Origin of the sequence: Sphingomonas sp. NPDC092440, assembly GCF_044754985.1 — a bacterium.
GTDB lineage: Bacteria > Pseudomonadota > Alphaproteobacteria > Sphingomonadales > Sphingomonadaceae > Sphingomonas.
On record NZ_JBIVQA010000022.1, the window covers coordinates 17515 to 32552 of the forward strand.

At 64.2% G+C, this 15038-nt stretch carries 15 protein-coding genes; 2 read left to right on the top strand and 13 right to left on the bottom strand.

Annotated elements, in window-relative coordinates:
- Nucleotides 1-17 precede the first annotated feature (17 nt).
- Nucleotides 18-2987: a Tn3 family transposase gene (locus ACIQCS_RS22935; protein WP_008603805.1), complete on the top strand. Its 2970-nt coding sequence runs from the start codon at nt 18-20 to the stop codon at nt 2985-2987.
- Here the strand turns inward: ACIQCS_RS22935 and ACIQCS_RS22940 are convergent.
- On the bottom strand, nt 2971-3288 hold the full coding sequence (locus ACIQCS_RS22940) for a hypothetical protein (protein WP_401531880.1): 318 nt from the start codon (nt 3286-3288) through the stop codon (nt 2971-2973). The two genes, ACIQCS_RS22935 and ACIQCS_RS22940, sit on opposite strands and share 17 nt — an antisense overlap.
- Before the next feature lie 424 nt (nt 3289-3712).
- Between ACIQCS_RS22940 and ACIQCS_RS22945 the strand changes: the two genes are divergently transcribed.
- Entirely contained in the window at nt 3713-4054 is a 342-nt protein-coding gene (locus ACIQCS_RS22945; RefSeq protein WP_017980888.1) for a hypothetical protein, read from the top strand.
- A gap of 13 nt (nt 4055-4067) precedes the next feature.
- On the opposite strand, the gene ACIQCS_RS22950 is transcribed toward ACIQCS_RS22945, so the two are convergent.
- The 12 genes from ACIQCS_RS22950 to ACIQCS_RS23005 form a co-directional block, all read right to left on the bottom strand.
- A complete protein-coding gene (locus tag ACIQCS_RS22950; RefSeq protein WP_020486684.1) occupies nt 4068-5147 on the bottom strand; it encodes a Fic family protein in 1080 nt (359 codons plus the stop codon).
- Nucleotides 5116-5340 carry an antitoxin VbhA family protein gene (locus ACIQCS_RS22955; RefSeq protein WP_017980886.1) on the bottom strand — a complete coding sequence of 75 codons (225 nt, stop codon included), beginning with the start codon at nt 5338-5340 and terminating at the stop codon, nt 5116-5118. The genes ACIQCS_RS22950 and ACIQCS_RS22955 overlap by 32 nt, the downstream gene beginning before the upstream one ends.
- A 141-nt stretch (nt 5341-5481) precedes the next feature.
- The gene (locus ACIQCS_RS22960) at nt 5482-6414 is read right to left on the bottom strand and encodes a hypothetical protein (RefSeq protein ID WP_017980885.1); all 933 of its coding nucleotides are present in this window, start codon (nt 6412-6414) and stop codon (nt 5482-5484) included.
- Between the two features lie 56 nt (nt 6415-6470).
- Nucleotides 6471-7397 (bottom strand): ArdC family protein, encoded by a 927-nt coding sequence (locus ACIQCS_RS22965; RefSeq protein ID WP_017980884.1) that lies wholly within the window; start codon nt 7395-7397, stop codon nt 6471-6473.
- A 494-nt stretch (nt 7398-7891) separates the two neighbouring features.
- The gene (locus tag ACIQCS_RS22970) at nt 7892-8152 is read right to left on the bottom strand and encodes a hypothetical protein (protein WP_017980882.1); all 261 of its coding nucleotides are present in this window, start codon (nt 8150-8152) and stop codon (nt 7892-7894) included.
- A gap of 208 nt (nt 8153-8360) precedes the next feature.
- The gene (locus ACIQCS_RS22975; RefSeq protein ID WP_017980881.1) at nt 8361-8615 is read right to left on the bottom strand and encodes a hypothetical protein; all 255 of its coding nucleotides are present in this window, start codon (nt 8613-8615) and stop codon (nt 8361-8363) included.
- A 482-nt stretch (nt 8616-9097) separates the two neighbouring features.
- The gene (locus ACIQCS_RS22980; RefSeq protein WP_017980880.1) at nt 9098-9733 is read right to left on the bottom strand and encodes a DUF6884 domain-containing protein; all 636 of its coding nucleotides are present in this window, start codon (nt 9731-9733) and stop codon (nt 9098-9100) included.
- Between the two features lie 55 nt (nt 9734-9788).
- A complete protein-coding gene (locus ACIQCS_RS22985; RefSeq protein ID WP_017980879.1) occupies nt 9789-11945 on the bottom strand; it encodes a ParB/RepB/Spo0J family partition protein in 2157 nt (718 codons plus the stop codon).
- A gap of 336 nt (nt 11946-12281) precedes the next feature.
- A complete protein-coding gene (locus ACIQCS_RS22990; RefSeq protein ID WP_017980878.1) occupies nt 12282-12557 on the bottom strand; it encodes a hypothetical protein in 276 nt (91 codons plus the stop codon).
- A gap of 177 nt (nt 12558-12734) precedes the next feature.
- Nucleotides 12735-14177: a DUF4942 domain-containing protein gene (locus ACIQCS_RS22995; protein WP_017980877.1), complete on the bottom strand. Its 1443-nt coding sequence runs from the start codon at nt 14175-14177 to the stop codon at nt 12735-12737.
- 50 nt (nt 14178-14227) lie between these two features.
- Nucleotides 14228-14503, bottom strand: coding sequence for a hypothetical protein (locus tag ACIQCS_RS23000; RefSeq protein WP_017980876.1), 276 nt, complete (start codon nt 14501-14503; stop codon nt 14228-14230).
- A gap of 59 nt (nt 14504-14562) precedes the next feature.
- The gene (locus ACIQCS_RS23005) at nt 14563-14937 is read right to left on the bottom strand and encodes a DUF3768 domain-containing protein (protein ID WP_017980875.1); all 375 of its coding nucleotides are present in this window, start codon (nt 14935-14937) and stop codon (nt 14563-14565) included.
- Nucleotides 14938-15038 lie beyond the last annotated feature (101 nt).

A 15038-nucleotide genomic window follows, 5' to 3' on the forward strand; every position in this document is an offset into this window, starting at 1 on the left:
CTCGGGATGGAGGCAGGATGGCGCGGCGGCGATTATTGACCGGAGAAGAAAGGCGTCGCCTGTTCGATATCCCCCATGACGAAACCGCGATCGTCGGCCACTATACCCTTGCCGCCGAGGATCTCGAACTGGTCGGTCGCCGCTATCGCCCTGCCAACCGCCTCGGTCTGGCAACGCAGATCGCGCTTATGCGGCATCCCGGCTTCGGTTTGCAGCCCGACGTCGACGTCCCCGATGCGGTCCTTCACTATCTCGCCGCCCAGCTCTTCGTCGATGTTGATGCGTTCGCCGACTATGGCCAGCGCGCGCAAACACGTAACGATCATGCCGACATTGCGGCACGGCATCTGGGGCTACACCCTTTTCGGCGAGGGGATATACCGCTCGCGCTCGATCTCGCCGCAAGAGCTGCGGAGCGGACCGATCGGGGCGAACCTATTGTCCGCGCATTGATGGAGGGGCTGAAGCAGGAACGCTTCATTCTTCCATCGGCAGACACGCTCGAACGTGCGGGCCTCGCCGGCAGGGCACGCGCCCGCAAAGCCGCGGCGGCGCTCATTGTCGAAAGCCTGGGTCATGCCGAACTGGCGCGGATCGATGATCTGATCGTCAACAACAGCGACTTCGGCATGACGCCGCTGGCCTGGCTGCGCAATTTCGAGGAAGCGCCCACCACGGCGAACATCAACGGGCTGCTGGAACGGCTACGCTATGTGCGCGGAATCGGCATCGACCCGGCGATCGGCGCGAAAATCCCCGACTTCCGGTTCGCGCAGTTCATGCGCGAAGGTGGCGTTGCGCCGGCGTTCCTGCTCTCCGATTATAGCCTTAACAGGCGCCGCGCGACGCTGATCGCGGCGGTCATCGACCTCGATGCCAGGCTCGCCGATGGTGCGATCCAGATGTTCGACAGGCTTGTCGGAAGCCTGTTCACACGGGCGCGGCGCGGGCGGGAAAGGCGCTATCAGGACAGCATCCGCTCGGTCGGCGAACTTATGCGGCTGTTCGGCGCGACGATCGCCGCGCTGGGAGAGGCGGTCGAACATGGCGGTAATCCGCTCGAACTGATCGACGAAGCGGTAGGCTGGCACAGACTGGTCGCAGCCAAATCGCAGGTCGATGCGCTGGCCGAGCTGGCGGGCGAAGATGCGCTTGTCGCGGCGACTGGTCGCTATGCGACGCTGCGGCGGTTCAGCCCGGCTTTCCTCGATACATTCACGTTCAAGGCATCGGGGAGCGGATCGCAACTGGTCAAGGCCATCGAGGTCATCCGCGATACCAATGCCCGCAAGGCCCGCAGCCTGCCCGAGGGCGTTCCGCTCCCATTCGCCAACCGGCAGTGGAAGCGCCTCATCACCGAAGGTGGCCAGGTCGATCGCCGGCGATACGAGACGGCCATCATGGCCACGCTGCGCGATCGGTTGCGCGCCGGCGACATATGGGTCGAAGGAACCCGCAATTATCGCCGCTTCGACACCTATTTGCTGAGTCGACGCGATGCCGATAAGGTGGCCGACAGCCTGCCATTCCAGACCGATGCGGCCGCCTATCTGGAGGAGCGGGCAAGGACGCTCGACTGGCGGCTGCGCCGTTTCGCCAAGCAACTCAAGGCGAACAGGCTCGCGGGCGTGGCGCTCGAACGCGACCGGCTCAAGCTGCAACCCATGCCGGCGATCACTCCACCCGAGGCGGAGGCTCTCGATCGCAGGCTCGACGCCTTGCTTCCGCGCGTGCGGATCACCGAACTCCTGGTCGAGGTGGCCGAGCGCACCGGGTTCCTGAGCGCATTTCGCGATCTTCGGTCCGGCAAGGAGCATGACAACCCGCACGCGATCCTCGCCGCCATTCTCGCTGATGGATCGAATCTGGGTCTAGAGCGCATGGCCAACGCCAGCGACGGGGTGAGCTACGCCCAGCTTGCCTGGACCCACAACTGGTATTTGTCGCCCGAAAACTATCAGGCCGCGTTGGGGATGATCGTTGCCGCGCACCATGATCTTCCTTTCACGCGCCATTGGGGAGCCGGCACTAGTTCATCCTCCGATGGGCAGTTCTTCCGCTCGGGCCGCAACCGATCGGCGGCGGCCGACATCAATGCGAAATATGGCAGCGAGCCGGGCCTGAAGATCTACTCCCACCTGTCCGATCATTTTGCCTCGTTCGGATCGCGGATCATGTCGGCCACCGCCGGCGAGGCCCCCTACGTGCTGGATGGCCTGATGCTCGGCGCCGGCGCGCTACCGCTGCATGAGCATTACACTGATACCGGCGGCGCGACGGACCATGTCTTTGCCCTTTGCCATCTTCTCGGCTTCCGGTTCGTGCCCCGTCTGCGCGACATCGCCGACCGGAAACTCGGCTCGATCGCCGCGCCTTCGACCTACAAAGGCATCGAAAGCCTCATGGGCCGCACGATCAAGACGGCGGCGATCGAAGCCGATTGGGATGACATCGTCAGGATCGTCGCCTCCATTAAGGAAGGAGCCGTTGCGCCCTCCGCGATCCTGCGCAAGCTGGCCGCCTACAAGCGCCAGAACAGGCTGGATTTTGCGCTGGCCGAACTCGGCCGCATCGAGCGGACGCTATTTGCGCTCGACTGGCTTGAACAGCCCGACTTGCGTCGCGCCTGCCAGGCCGGCCTCAATAAAGGCGAAGCACGTCATACCCTTGCCGCCGCGATCTACACCAACCGACAGGGGCGGTTCACCGATCGCTCGATCGAGAATCAGGAATATCGGGCATCGGGCCTCAATCTGCTGATCGCGGCGATTTCTTACTGGAACACCGTCTATATGGACAGGGCCGCCCAGCATCTCCAATCATCCGGCGGCACCTTCGATGATGCGCTGCTTGCCCATCTCTCGCCGATGGGCTGGGTGCATATCAGTTTGACCGGCGACTATCTGTGGCAAAGGGCAAACCGGCTCTCCCCTGGCGAGTTCCGCACCCTCAACGATCCCATGGCCCGCCTCAAACTCGTGGCATAGCCAGTGTTCTCATTATGTCCGCCAAATCGTTGTCTGGCGCACAAACCTTGAGGTGACGCCAGTTGGCCTGCTTTTCCTCTGCCAAGGCACATGCTTCGTCATAGGAGTCGGCGACGCCAAGGGCGGAGCTTCTGTCATGCGCTCCGCCATTGAGGCAACGCACGTCGATGCGACCGTCAGGGCGGGTCCGGCCAAAGGGATGGTCCCACCACGCATCCAGTTCTGCCTTGCTGCGCTGGTCGTTGGATGTCTCGTCAAAGCCCGCCCGCAAAGCCGGATCGAGCGGGATTCTGTTTGGCATCTTAGTCGCCTTTACGATGGTTCGACGTCGTTTTGTCTCGGTCCTGGTGGCCTGTCCTCTTCTACCCACGCGAAGCGAGTGAGGGGAGAGGGCAAAAGACTACCTGCGGAACAACGTGGAGGGAAGGCCGGGGATACCGCCCGATCGCCAAGGGAGGCAGCGGAACGCGGCCGAGACGGTCCAGCCCCTGCACAGAGGGAGCGACGACCCCTTGTTGCCGGCGACGCCAAAGCGGCGCTCGATCATCGCGGCTGAAGGCCGGACAGCTCGACCAGCGCGGGCCTGGTCGTAGCGTAGCGCAGCGAAGACCAAGCCCGCGCTCGCGGCACCGGCCACGGGGCCGATCTCGATCAGCGCCGCGATCCGCGCAGCGGATCTCGCGTCATTATGGACGCCCATAGCGGGCCTATGTAGAAATGCGGGAATGGCGATCGAACCGCTCTTCCCGCGCTGGGCGCGATCCATCGGCGCCCTCATCGGCTCCAACGCGCTCGCGCGCTCGCAATGCTGTGCCTGCGGGATTCAACAGCGTGTTGATCTGGAAGCCATGGCCGCGAAATTCGGCGGCACCGCAAGCCTAATCGGCCGTGTGGATCGGTGCAGCATCGTCGCTTGCTCCGGGAGCGTGTTCTATATGGCGGCCCGGACCTATGGCCGCGCATGGATCATGCTTGGACAGGCGAGCGAGTGCGAGGAACGGGCGCCAGCTCGCGACGCGCGCGCTCTCGTGCCGCTTGCACAAGCCGGTGCTGATCGGTCCCGGTAGCCGCCTTCAGAGGCTATCTCTCGATATCGTCTCGGCCGTTAGGCCGCATAGGGATGATCGACGGGGAAGGGGCGGAGCGTTGTTGGGCCAGCTCGCGGCCGATGCCGTCGGCGAGCGCAGCAAGGCGATCGAGAGCCGGGGCGCCGGGATCGTGCCGTATCGTGATGTAGCCGCTCTCGATCTGCCCTAGCCGCTCGGAGAGGGCCGCCATATTACCTTCCCGCGCGATCCACTCGCGCCGCTCTATGGCCTGCTGCTCGGTCGCCGCCGGGGCCTTCTGACGCAACACGGCAAGCCTCGCCTCCTCCGCGTTGCGCGCGGCCTGGTTCGCGGCGATCGGCGCGACCGCGCCGATCTCGCGCGCCGCGTCCAGCACCGTCATGCGCCGGTCGTAAGGCTCCTGATCGCGGCCCCGCTCCAAGGACTTGCGAATGATCTCCTGCAAGGGATCATGATGCCGGTAGGTGTGAAGCTGCTGAAGCATCAACACGCCCGCCCGATATTCCTCGGGCGTCTCCAAGCTCAACACCTTCTCTTCGGTGAGGTCGGGATAGCGGAGATTCATAACCGCCACGTCGCGCGCGACATAAAGGTCATCGCGCGACTTGGCGCTGACGTTGGTGGTGCCCCAATCCAGTTCGTGCCCGTTCTCGCGAGCGAGCTGTTCGGTGAAGCTGCGAAGGGTGCGGCTATTCCCTTCGCGGAAGGGGTGGAGATAATCGAGCCGCGCATAGGTCTGCGCCATGGCCTCGGACATCTCCAGCGTGTCGAGGCCGGATAGCGCCTTGCCGCCCTGCAGGGCGGCAAGCGTCGGGCCTAGATGCTGATCCGTCTCGGATCGCAGCGCATACGGCACAACGATGCGGGCGCTGCTCGCTTCTAGCGCGCGCTGCTTGAAGTGGCCCGGTGCATCGGGCCGAAACTCGCCGGGGCCGTGGTGCGGCAAATCCTGAAAGATGCGGCGATGAACCTCGCGCAGATGGTCAACGTCAAACTCGCCCCGAACCGGGTCCAGGGCGAGTTCAACAATGCGCGCATAAGTGCGCGCGGCTTCGTTTTGTTCAACCAAGGCGAGCGGTGTCGGATGCTCCAACCGCGCTGACAAACTCCTCCGTGGTCAGCTCGCCGGCGATGAAACGGGCGTTGATCCGCTCGATCTCATCGGTGAGGATTCCGCCCTCGTAGCGGACGCTGCCACGGGCGAAGCTGACCGCCTTTTCGCGGCGCGCCCGCTCGGCCGCGCTGATGGCGGGACGCGGTGCGGGGAAGGGCGTGTTCGCGTTCATGGCTCGATCCTTTCAACAATCGGGCTGGCACAACGGTCTAGCGGAAATGGGTGAAAAAGGCAAGAAAATCGGCCAATTTGGTCCCGATTTTCGCGGCTTAAGAGGCGACCAAATCGGGGGCGCCGAGCGGATTCGGCCTGCCTATTCGATAGGCTCCAAGTCGCGAATTTCGATAAACACCACCTTTTCGCTGCGTTCGCCTCTTACGGGATCGAGGAAGACATAGGTGTGATCGTCAAAGATCACGCTGCACAGGCGCCAAATGACGCCCTCGCGGCCGAGAACGCGCCGCTCGATGCTGCCATCGACCGACCGCATGGAGTCCTTGACCCGCACGCGCTGCCCGACGCGAAGCCAGTTCGCGGCCGAACGCAAAAGCTTCTCCTTCTCCATGGGCGATAGTGGCTGGCGATCGCCCGGAGGACCAAAGGTTGCAAGCGGATTGCCCTTGATCCGCTCCAGCTTCGCGGCGAGCGTTTCGCGGGGCGGCATCGTAAAGGCGGGACGGCGAGGAAGACGGTGATAGTGGGTGATCGACGGTCCATCGAATAGGTCGGGCTGTACCCCCATCGTCCGCTTGCGAGCCATGTCCTCCCGATATTGGCGACGCCAGATATCATCCTTCGTGGCCGGTGCCGGAGCGACCGCCTCGCGCTCGATCTCAACGATCTCGGCCGCTTCATCGGTGGAGAGTTCCGCCATTGCCGCGTCATCCTCGGCGCTGCCGCGCTCGGGGAGCCGGGTGAGACCCTGCGCGAGCATCACGGCATGAGCCGCGCGCGCGATCTCTTCGATCTCCGCTTCCCGGTGTTTCGATGGAAAACCCACGTCCATCGCAATCGACCAGGCAGAGGTCATGGTGCGATGGTGGGAGGTCAGCTCCTCCCCGGCGCGATTATGGCGGGTCGATGTGTATTCGCAGCGCCACTTGTCGGCTCCCGGCTCTCGGACATAGCGCCCGACGCGCGCGCCGATGGGCAAGGACCGGAGTGCTGGAAAGACGGCCTGCGCCCGCTCGACGGGCAAAAGGGCATCAAGCGCCGCGCGGAATTGCTGGAAGTCGAAGGCGCTCATCTGCCTGTCCTATGGTGACGGGGAGGAGGTGGGCGGCGCTGGGCCGCCCCCCTCGATCACGCTGCGGCGCGCTGGGCCTCGTCCGCGTCCATGGCGGCGAGGATGAAATTGCTGGCGGCCTGTGCTGCGGTCGCGGCCTGAAAGATCGCCCGTTTGTCGTGCCGAAGGGCGCTCAACCAATGGTCGATATAGGCGGCGTGGTCCTCCCGTTCGGTCGGCTCCATGCCAAGGGCGGCGCAAAGGAAGGCGGCCCCGATCTCGGCCACAAGTTCCTCCTTCGCCCTCGTCGCGATGCTTTCGCCATATTTATGCAGCGTCTCGCGGTCCAACCGGCTCTTGTGACCGCTGGCATGGATTCCCTCATGGGCAAGGGTCGCATAGAAAGCGTTGCCGCTGGTGAAACTCTCGTAAAGCGGCATTGTGATGCGATCGGCCTGCTCATTATAATAGGCCCCGCCCTCCTGCTCGGTGATCGCCACGCCATAGGCGGCGAAAGCCCGATCAAGGTCAGCGTCGCGCTCGTCCCGGTTCTGAATGACCGGCTCCGGGGTGGGATATTTGCCCTCGGGAAGCCCCTCGATCTGCTCGACGTTGAAAACGACATAGCGTTTCAGGAAGGGGATACGCCGCTCGCCTTCGCCATCGGCAGGGCTGTCCTCGCCGCCCTTCGGGGTGAGGCTTCCGGCATAGACAACCATCGAGCCGCGCTCGCCCTTGCGGACGTTCCCACCAAGCTCCAAAGCCTGCTTGAAGGTCATCCATGTGGGATTGCGGTAGCCGCGCCGCATCGCCTGCGACCAAAGCAACAGGATATTGATGCCCTGATAGGCTTCGCCCCCGTGACGCCGGGGCAAGGTCGCCGCTCCACTCGTCCACGACGGGGACCAAGGACGGCAACCGCTTTCCAGCAGGGAAATGATATGGTCCGTCACCTCCTGATAGATGTCCGCCCGCTGGGTGTTGCTGGGGGTGCTGCGCTTCATGGTGTTTCCCTTTCTGGAATAGAGCCGAAGGCGATGGCTCACATCGACTTCTGGCCCTCGCCGAGAGCGGGGGGTGAATGGGCAAATGGGGCCGATCGGGGGGGAGGGGGATCGCCCGCCCTGCACAAGCCGCAGGCGCGGAAGGGTGGGGAGACCGCCCCGATCGCCAAGCGGAGCGCGTCACGCGCGGAGACGGTCCAGCCCTTGCACAGAGGGGGGCGGCGCCCCCTTCATGACGGCGGCGTCAAAGCGCCGCTGCGGAGGATCAGGCCGAAGGCCGGCAGCTCGATCGGCGCGGCCTGGTCGCAGCGAAGCGGAGACCAAGCCGACGCCCGCGGCCCCGCTCGGGAGCCGCCACTATCGGCGTCGAGATCCGCTGTGCGGATCTCGGGCATTGGATTTCACGCGAGGATCGTCACCTCTGGCCGAAACCGCTTTGCGGGTTCGGTCGCAGCGAAGCGGCGATAGAGCCGTGGCCGAAGGCCCGCGCCCGACTACTTCTTGGGATGCGATGTTTCGACAGGCGCGGCCGACGACGACCCTTGGTGCGGAGCAATTGCATGGCCGATGCCAACCAGCACCAAGATCACAGCACCGAAGCGAAGCGTCTTCTCAATGAAGCGCCGGCCCTGCATGTGGCCGTAGGAATTAAAGACCTCCACGCCATATTCATTCCGGCGATTGAAGGCAGCTCGCCGCGTGAACTTCCACAAGACGATGCCGGCCAGGATCAGCAGAACAGGGATGATCGTCACGACACGGCTCCTTCCGATGACTACCTATCATCATTTTGCGCTGACGATAAGGCAGCGCACCTTGATCGGCGCGCACCTGGTCGCGGTGCCGATCGAAGGGACGCGCCGTCGCGCGTTCACGGCATGGTGTCGGCTCGATGCCGATCAGCATGGCGGGCGGGTTTGCGGAACGAAGCAAAAAAAGGGAGGGCCGAAGCCCTCCCGCTGCTCATTTGATGAGCTTGGCGAGTATCGGACCCGCCAGAGACGCTAGGCTGATGACCCCGAGCATGATGCTGAGGATCGTAAGCTGCGTTTTCAGGCCGTCGATCTTGCTCTCCAGCGCCTTGTTCTGCGCTTCCAGCGCGGCGTTCGCTTCCTTGATCTTGAGCGCCATAAACTCCTCTAGCTGCTCGACGACCGCCGTAGCTTGGTCATCACCTACCTTGATTGATTTCAGAGCCTTAAACAATGTCACTTGCATCCTGTTCTCCTTATCGTTGACGAACAGGAGTGTCGGACCATGGGCGCGTAGCGGCCCCGGCGGTCAGGGACCGCGAAGCGGCCGCGACAGCGGGCAACGGGGGAACCGAAATCCGCAGGATTTTGGGGGGACCGTTGATCCTTGACGGTCGGGGCTGAAACCCATGGTAAAATGCCAACTGTCGTAGAGAAGGAATATTCCCACCACCGTCGCCACGCCCTGCCTTCACCGGCCGCAGGCCGGTCTGGACAGGAGCTGCTGCGCGGCACGCGCGGCGCCGATTGCCGCGCCGCACCGGGGCGGCCCCCTTCCCAAGGGATCGCGGCCCGAAGGGCGAAGCGCGCGAGCGATTCCGCGCGGCCCTGGCCGCGTGCGATCCCGGCGCTGCCGGAACGAAAGGGGCGGGAGACTTGGGTAAGCCTCCCGCCGCACCATGATTGACCGGGGTTGTTTTCGCCTTCCCCCCGGTCGACCTAACTCTATCACGCCTCTCGCGTGAGCCAAGCCAGTTGCTCGCCGATGCCCATGCCCTCCATCGGCACGCTCGCCCGCTGGGCGATGCTCGGCCAGAGGGGATCGCGGTAAGTCCGCCCTGCGAGGACGATCAGCGGAGCGCGGGCGTCCACAGCGCGGGCCAGCTCGTCCAACACACGGGCGCCCCATAGGCGGCGCGCGCCAGCCCCCATCGCGCCAAGGGTGACATCATACGGCTCGATGACGGCGCTGGGGGCGATCAGGCCATGCTTGGCCGAAAGGATCAGCCACGGGGCGCCGGTGCGCTCGACATGGGCGCGGGCCTTGCGGAACCAAGGGGAGGCGTAGAGGTCGCGCGCCTCAGCCGCGTGGTCCAGCTTCGCGGCGACGCAGGCGACCAGATAGACGGGGAGCGGGGCGGGCGCTGTCTCGAGAACGGTTTCCGGCTCAAGGGCGCTTTCCGGGTCCATGTCGCCGAGCCATGGCGACACGGCCCATTTCGTCATGTCGCTCATCCACTTGTTGCTGATCGGCTTGCGCTCGGTCGCGTGGCTGATGGTCGGGCCTCCGAATAGATCGGGCTGCTCGCCTATGACGTGAACGGGTGGGATATAGCGGGGTTCGCGAACGCAATGGCGGGCCATGGTGGTGCCTCCGTCATCGGGAATGAAGCGGGGGGCCTAAGCCCCCCGCCGTGGATCAAGCGGCTTCGTCGATCTGCTCGTGATCGTCGTCCTGATCCTCATCGTCCCCAAACTCGTCGCCCTCGTCGTCTTCCTGTTCCTCCTCCTCGACGGGCAGAGGGGGCACGTTGCCGCTCTCCATGAAGTCGGGAAGCCAGTTCACGGCCTCGGCAACATCATCGGGATGAAGGCCGAGCAACTTGGCGTCCTGATCGTCGCAATTCGCGATGCGGGCGCAGAAGGCGGCGGTTTCGTTCCCCTTCATGCCCTTGGCTCGATCCGCCAGCCCCCAAGTGTCGAGAAGGGCCAGACGGGCCTTGTTCGAGAAGGTGGAGAAAAACGCCTCATCCAGTTCGACGGCATCGCGCCAACGCCCGAAACCCGGCTCCGCCTCGATGCAATTGGCAAGCTCGCGGACCATGCGGGGGGTGCGGCCCTCGGCATAGACCGATGTGGTAGCCAAGAGCATGTGTCCGGCGATCATGGCCGTCACCTTGTTCTTCTCGCTCGCGGGCAACTGACGGAACAGAATGAAGCCTTCGATGGGATCGCGCGTCGAAACCCACGCGCTCGATGCCAAGCCCTCCTTGGTGGTCAGCCATGCGGCCCGTTCGGGGCGGCTCCCGACAAGATCGTGAATCTTGGTCGTACCGTCCTCGTCATGCGTCAGGTCGTTGATCCCCTGATGCTCGCCATGGAAATAGACCGTATTCCCATAACCCGGCGTCGGGGTGAGAATGGTGCGGGCTTGCGAGAACAGCATGAAGTCGAGCGCAAGCGACGAACCCGCGCAAGCCGACTGCATCAACTCGGCCCGGATCATGTCGCGCCGGATCAGCATCATCACCTGCATATTGTCCTTGGACAGCCCGAAGCGCGCCCGCTCGGCCTCTCCCGGTGTCGGCTCGGGCTTGGGTCCACGCTGCCCGGTCGCCCCCTTGGGCAATTCCGCGCCCTTGGCAGCTCGATCCGCGAACCAAAGCTCGACGTCGAAAGTGCCGTCATTCTCGATGGACGCCACGGCCACGACCGCGCCCTTGCTGGGCAGGATGACGGTGCGCTGCGCGTCCAGCTCCGCCATCTCGGCCGTCAGTTTCTCGAAAGCCTCCTCCTGACCGGGCAGCGGCTCGTCATCCTCACCGATCATCGCGGCAAGGCGCTTCTCCATCGACGCATAGGTTTTCGCGGTAGCCTTGGGCAACGCGCCCCGCTTCTGCTCCCGGATGCGAAGTTCATGGTCGGTCGAGAGATAGCCATATTGCTTGATCTGCGGCGGGGAAGCGGCCCACGAAAACTGCAGGTCGGCAAGGCCCCACTTCTCGCCGAGCATCCGGCCATTGCGGACGATGTTATGCTCGTACCGATCCTTGTCCTCCTCGACGCGCTGCTCTGCGAGGTCGCGAAGCACATCGGGATTCTGGACGATCCCCGCACCATCCTGCGAAAACAGGTCGGCCTCGAAATCCCCGCCCGCTGCGCGATAGGCATCGACGCCGACATAGCGCATGAGCTTCGTCAATTCGTGGTCGCCGGAGTTCATCGCCTTGCGAATGGCATTGGCGTTCTTCTCGTGAGGCCGGGTCGCCTGCTGCTCCAACTGGCGATAGACCGCGATCTGTAGCGAGCGATCCTCGGTCGCGGCATATGCCTGCGCCTCGGCGTCCCCGATCTCCCCGGCGCTGTAGAGGTCCATGATTTCCGGGTGAAGATTGGCGATCCGCATGATCCGCGCGGTTCGGGCCACATCATAGCCGAACATCGCCCCCAGCTCCTCTAGGGTTGCTTCGGGGCGCTCGGCCCGAATGGCGGCAAAACCCTTATAGACATCGGGTAGCGACATCGCCTCGCGCGCGCGGTTCTCGGCCATGCTGATTTCCGTGACCTTGCTCAAATCATCGACCTTCATGCACGGAAAGGTCATGCCCTTCCGGCTCGGATCGGCCTCGGCCAGCGCGGTGAGAAGACGGCGACGGCGATCCCCGGCCACCACCTCATACCCCCCGGCCTCGCGAGGGATAACCACCATCGGCTGAATGAGACCGACGGACAGCAGCGAAGCGGAAACCTCGGCATCGCTCGCGGCGCTGGATGGCTTCTTGCGGACATTGAGGTCGCTGCGATGAAGCTGATCGACCGTCAGATGCAGGATCGTGGGCTTGGAAGTCTTAACCATGGTGCTGTTCCTTTCTCTCAATGAAGCCGAAGGCGATGGCTCCATCGACTTCTGGCCCTCGCCGAGAGCGGGGGGTGAATGTGCAAACCGGGGCCGATCGGGGGGGAGGGGGATCGCCCGCCCTGCACAAGCCGCAGGCGCGGAAGGGTGGGGAGACCGCCCCGATCGCCAAGCGAGCGCGCGGCACGCGCGGGAGACGGTCCAGCCCTTGCACAGAGGGGGGCGGCGCCCCCTTCGATCCGCGCGCCGAGCGCGCGCCCGATCTATTCGACGGGGAGCGGAGAAGGGATCGGGACTATAAGCGCCGCAAGAGTCCGCCGCGCGGATCTTGCGCCATTAGCCGTGGAATGTGAGGGGCAGGGCCTTGCCCTGGGCGATCGTCACGGCAGCTTGATAGGCATCGAGCCGCCCCGCAAACTCGGCGCGCTCCTGCGGCGTCATATCGGCCGCGTTGGGGGCATCAATCAGGGCGTCGATCGCACCAGACAGCGCGGCACCTGGGCCGAGTTCCCCGGCGCAGTCCAGAATGAACAGCGCCCGAAGCATGAGGTCCAATGCCTCGCGCTGCGGGGCAGGCAGGACACGGCGCGCAACGATGGGTGGGACAGTCATGGCATATGGTCCCCATCAAAAAGAGGAGCATAGCGCAAGTTGGTCAGCCGATCAGTGAGGATCGTATCCATGCTGGATATTGAACGCGATAACCAGCAACGAATGAGGCCGGCGCTCCTCGGGGAGCGCCGGCCTTCGATTTTTTGCCGGAACCGCTGTCTATGCTCTGTCGCACCGTCACCCCGGCTTGCGGATTGCCAAAATGACGGTGTTGATGTTGGTTCCGGCGTGGGCGAACGATCCTTCGGGAAGGTCGTGCCACTTCTTCCAGCCCCAGGACGGCTTGCACTGATCGACGATCTTGTGGAGCGCGCGGTGCCGTGCATCCTCCCGAAACTCGGCGCGGGCGCTCATGACAGCGATCAGCACGCCCCCCGGCTTCAGGAAAGCGAAGGCATGGCGGACATGATCGCAATCACGCCCGCGATCAAAAGGCGGGTTCATGACGATGCGGTCATAGATCGGCCTCGGTTTGAGGCTGAGGAAATCTGCCTCGCGCACATCGCCGAAGCCGTGCAGGACGCGCAGCTCGTGCGCCATGCCCGGCTGTATCTCGATGCAGGCGACATTTCCGCCAGCCTCGCGCGCGGCCTTCGCCAGCATCCCGGTCCCGGCGCTGGGTTCCAGCACACCCATGCCCCGCCCGATCTCGGCGAGGCGGATAACCTGCGCCGCGACGGCATCGCTCGACATGAACGCGCCGAAATCCTTGGCGTGGGTCATGTGGAATTGCGGGGCATCGTCCGCCTCGGTGTTGTCGTAGGCATCGCCGATTGCTTCGCCATAATGCTCGGCGAGCAAGAGGTTCACCCGCTGCAAGAGGTCTTTGCGCTCGAACCACAGGTGCAGATTACCGTTCCCGAAGACGCGGACCCGGAAATAATCGCCCTCGATGACGAAGGGGGTCGCCTCGCGCGTATCGGTGATGCGGCGCGCGATGCTGGCGCTTTCAGGAACCGGCCCCAGCTCGTCCAGCTCGCGGAAAACCCGCTCGACATCGCGCAGAGTGTCCCGTCGATTATAGTCGGTCCAGTAGGACCGGCTGTCGCTCAAGGCGCGTTCAATGATGAGACGGCTGCCGATCTTGAAGCCATCATGCGAGCGAAAGCGCCGGTCCAGCGCCGAAAAGGTATTGGCGATGCCGCGCAGATAGAGGCCGCGCCGGTTCTCCCAAATATGGCCGAAGGTGTTGGCGCAATTCTCAGACGTGAAGGCGGGCGGCGTGTCGTTGATCCCCTTGTAGAACTCCTCTCGGGCCTGCCGGTCGAGAAGCTGGTCGAATCCCAGCGTTTCGAGAAGGTGCCGCCAGCATCGCCGATCCATGGCGACGGTGATTTTCGCGCGGAAATGGTCGCGTCCGCTGACGCTGCTGACCGCGCCAGTTTCCCGGTCGCGGGTGTTGTGCGGGGCGGCGCTATGGAACGCGCGCGTCAGGCCGCTATCGCTGTAGCGGTCATCCGCAGGAATGGGCAGGCTGATGCCCCCGGCGAAGCAAAGCCCATTGGCAGCATCGGTGAGAGCGTGGAAACTGTCGTAAGCCTCAAGCCATTTGGCAATCGCGGCGTCCCGGCCTGCGGTGATCTCGTCGATCTGGACGCGGTTCATCAATTCGTTGGTCATGCTTGATCCTTCGGGAACGGGGCGCGCAGGATCGGCCCGCGCGTGCTGGGTCAGTCGAAAATGGAAGCGCCGAAGCCGAAGCCTTCGGCCGCGTCCTCGATGGTGGTCACAAGGCCGTCGAAATCCTCTTCGGGGCCGAGCAGGTCCGCGATCTCGATCACGCGCGCGAGGTCCGCGCCGTGGTTGTCGGCGAGGTCGCGAAGATAGCCGTAGCGGTCGAACGCGCCGTCTTCCTCGTATCGTTCAAGGTCGATGGTCCGTTCGGCGTTAAGACGTAGGACGGTCGCGAGCGGAATGCCCTCGGGGCTGGTCAATGCCTGCGGCATGGGAGATTCCTTTCCTTTGGGAAAGGCGGGGCGGCGAGGGGGCCGCCCGCGCCGGTCTATCAGTATTCGTAGGCCCACATGATCGTCAGGACGCGGGCTGTGACTGCCGGGTCAGCCGGGTTCGCCGATCCCCACTCAAGAGAGGGGTCGTAATAGTCGATTTTGAAATAGCAGACGGCTTCCTGCCACTCGAACCGTCCGAAATCCCGCTCGGGGCTGTCAGGGCTGAAGGCGTCAAAATCGCGCACAGTCCGGAGCAGCTCGGCCCGCTTGCGCCATCCGCTCCACGTCGTCACGTCGCCGATGCCCCCGGCGATCCCCGCCGTCATGACGATGCGATCAAGGCCGGTCGGCTTCGTAATGTTAGCCCGCAACGTGTCGTTCAGCGCGGCGATGCGTTCGATATGCGCGGCGCGGTCGGGAGCGTTCTGCATGGTGTTTCCCTTTCTGGAATAGAGCCGAAGGCGATGGCTCACATCGACTTCTGGCCCTCGCCGAGAGCGGGGGGTGAATGGGCAAATGGGGCCGATCGGGG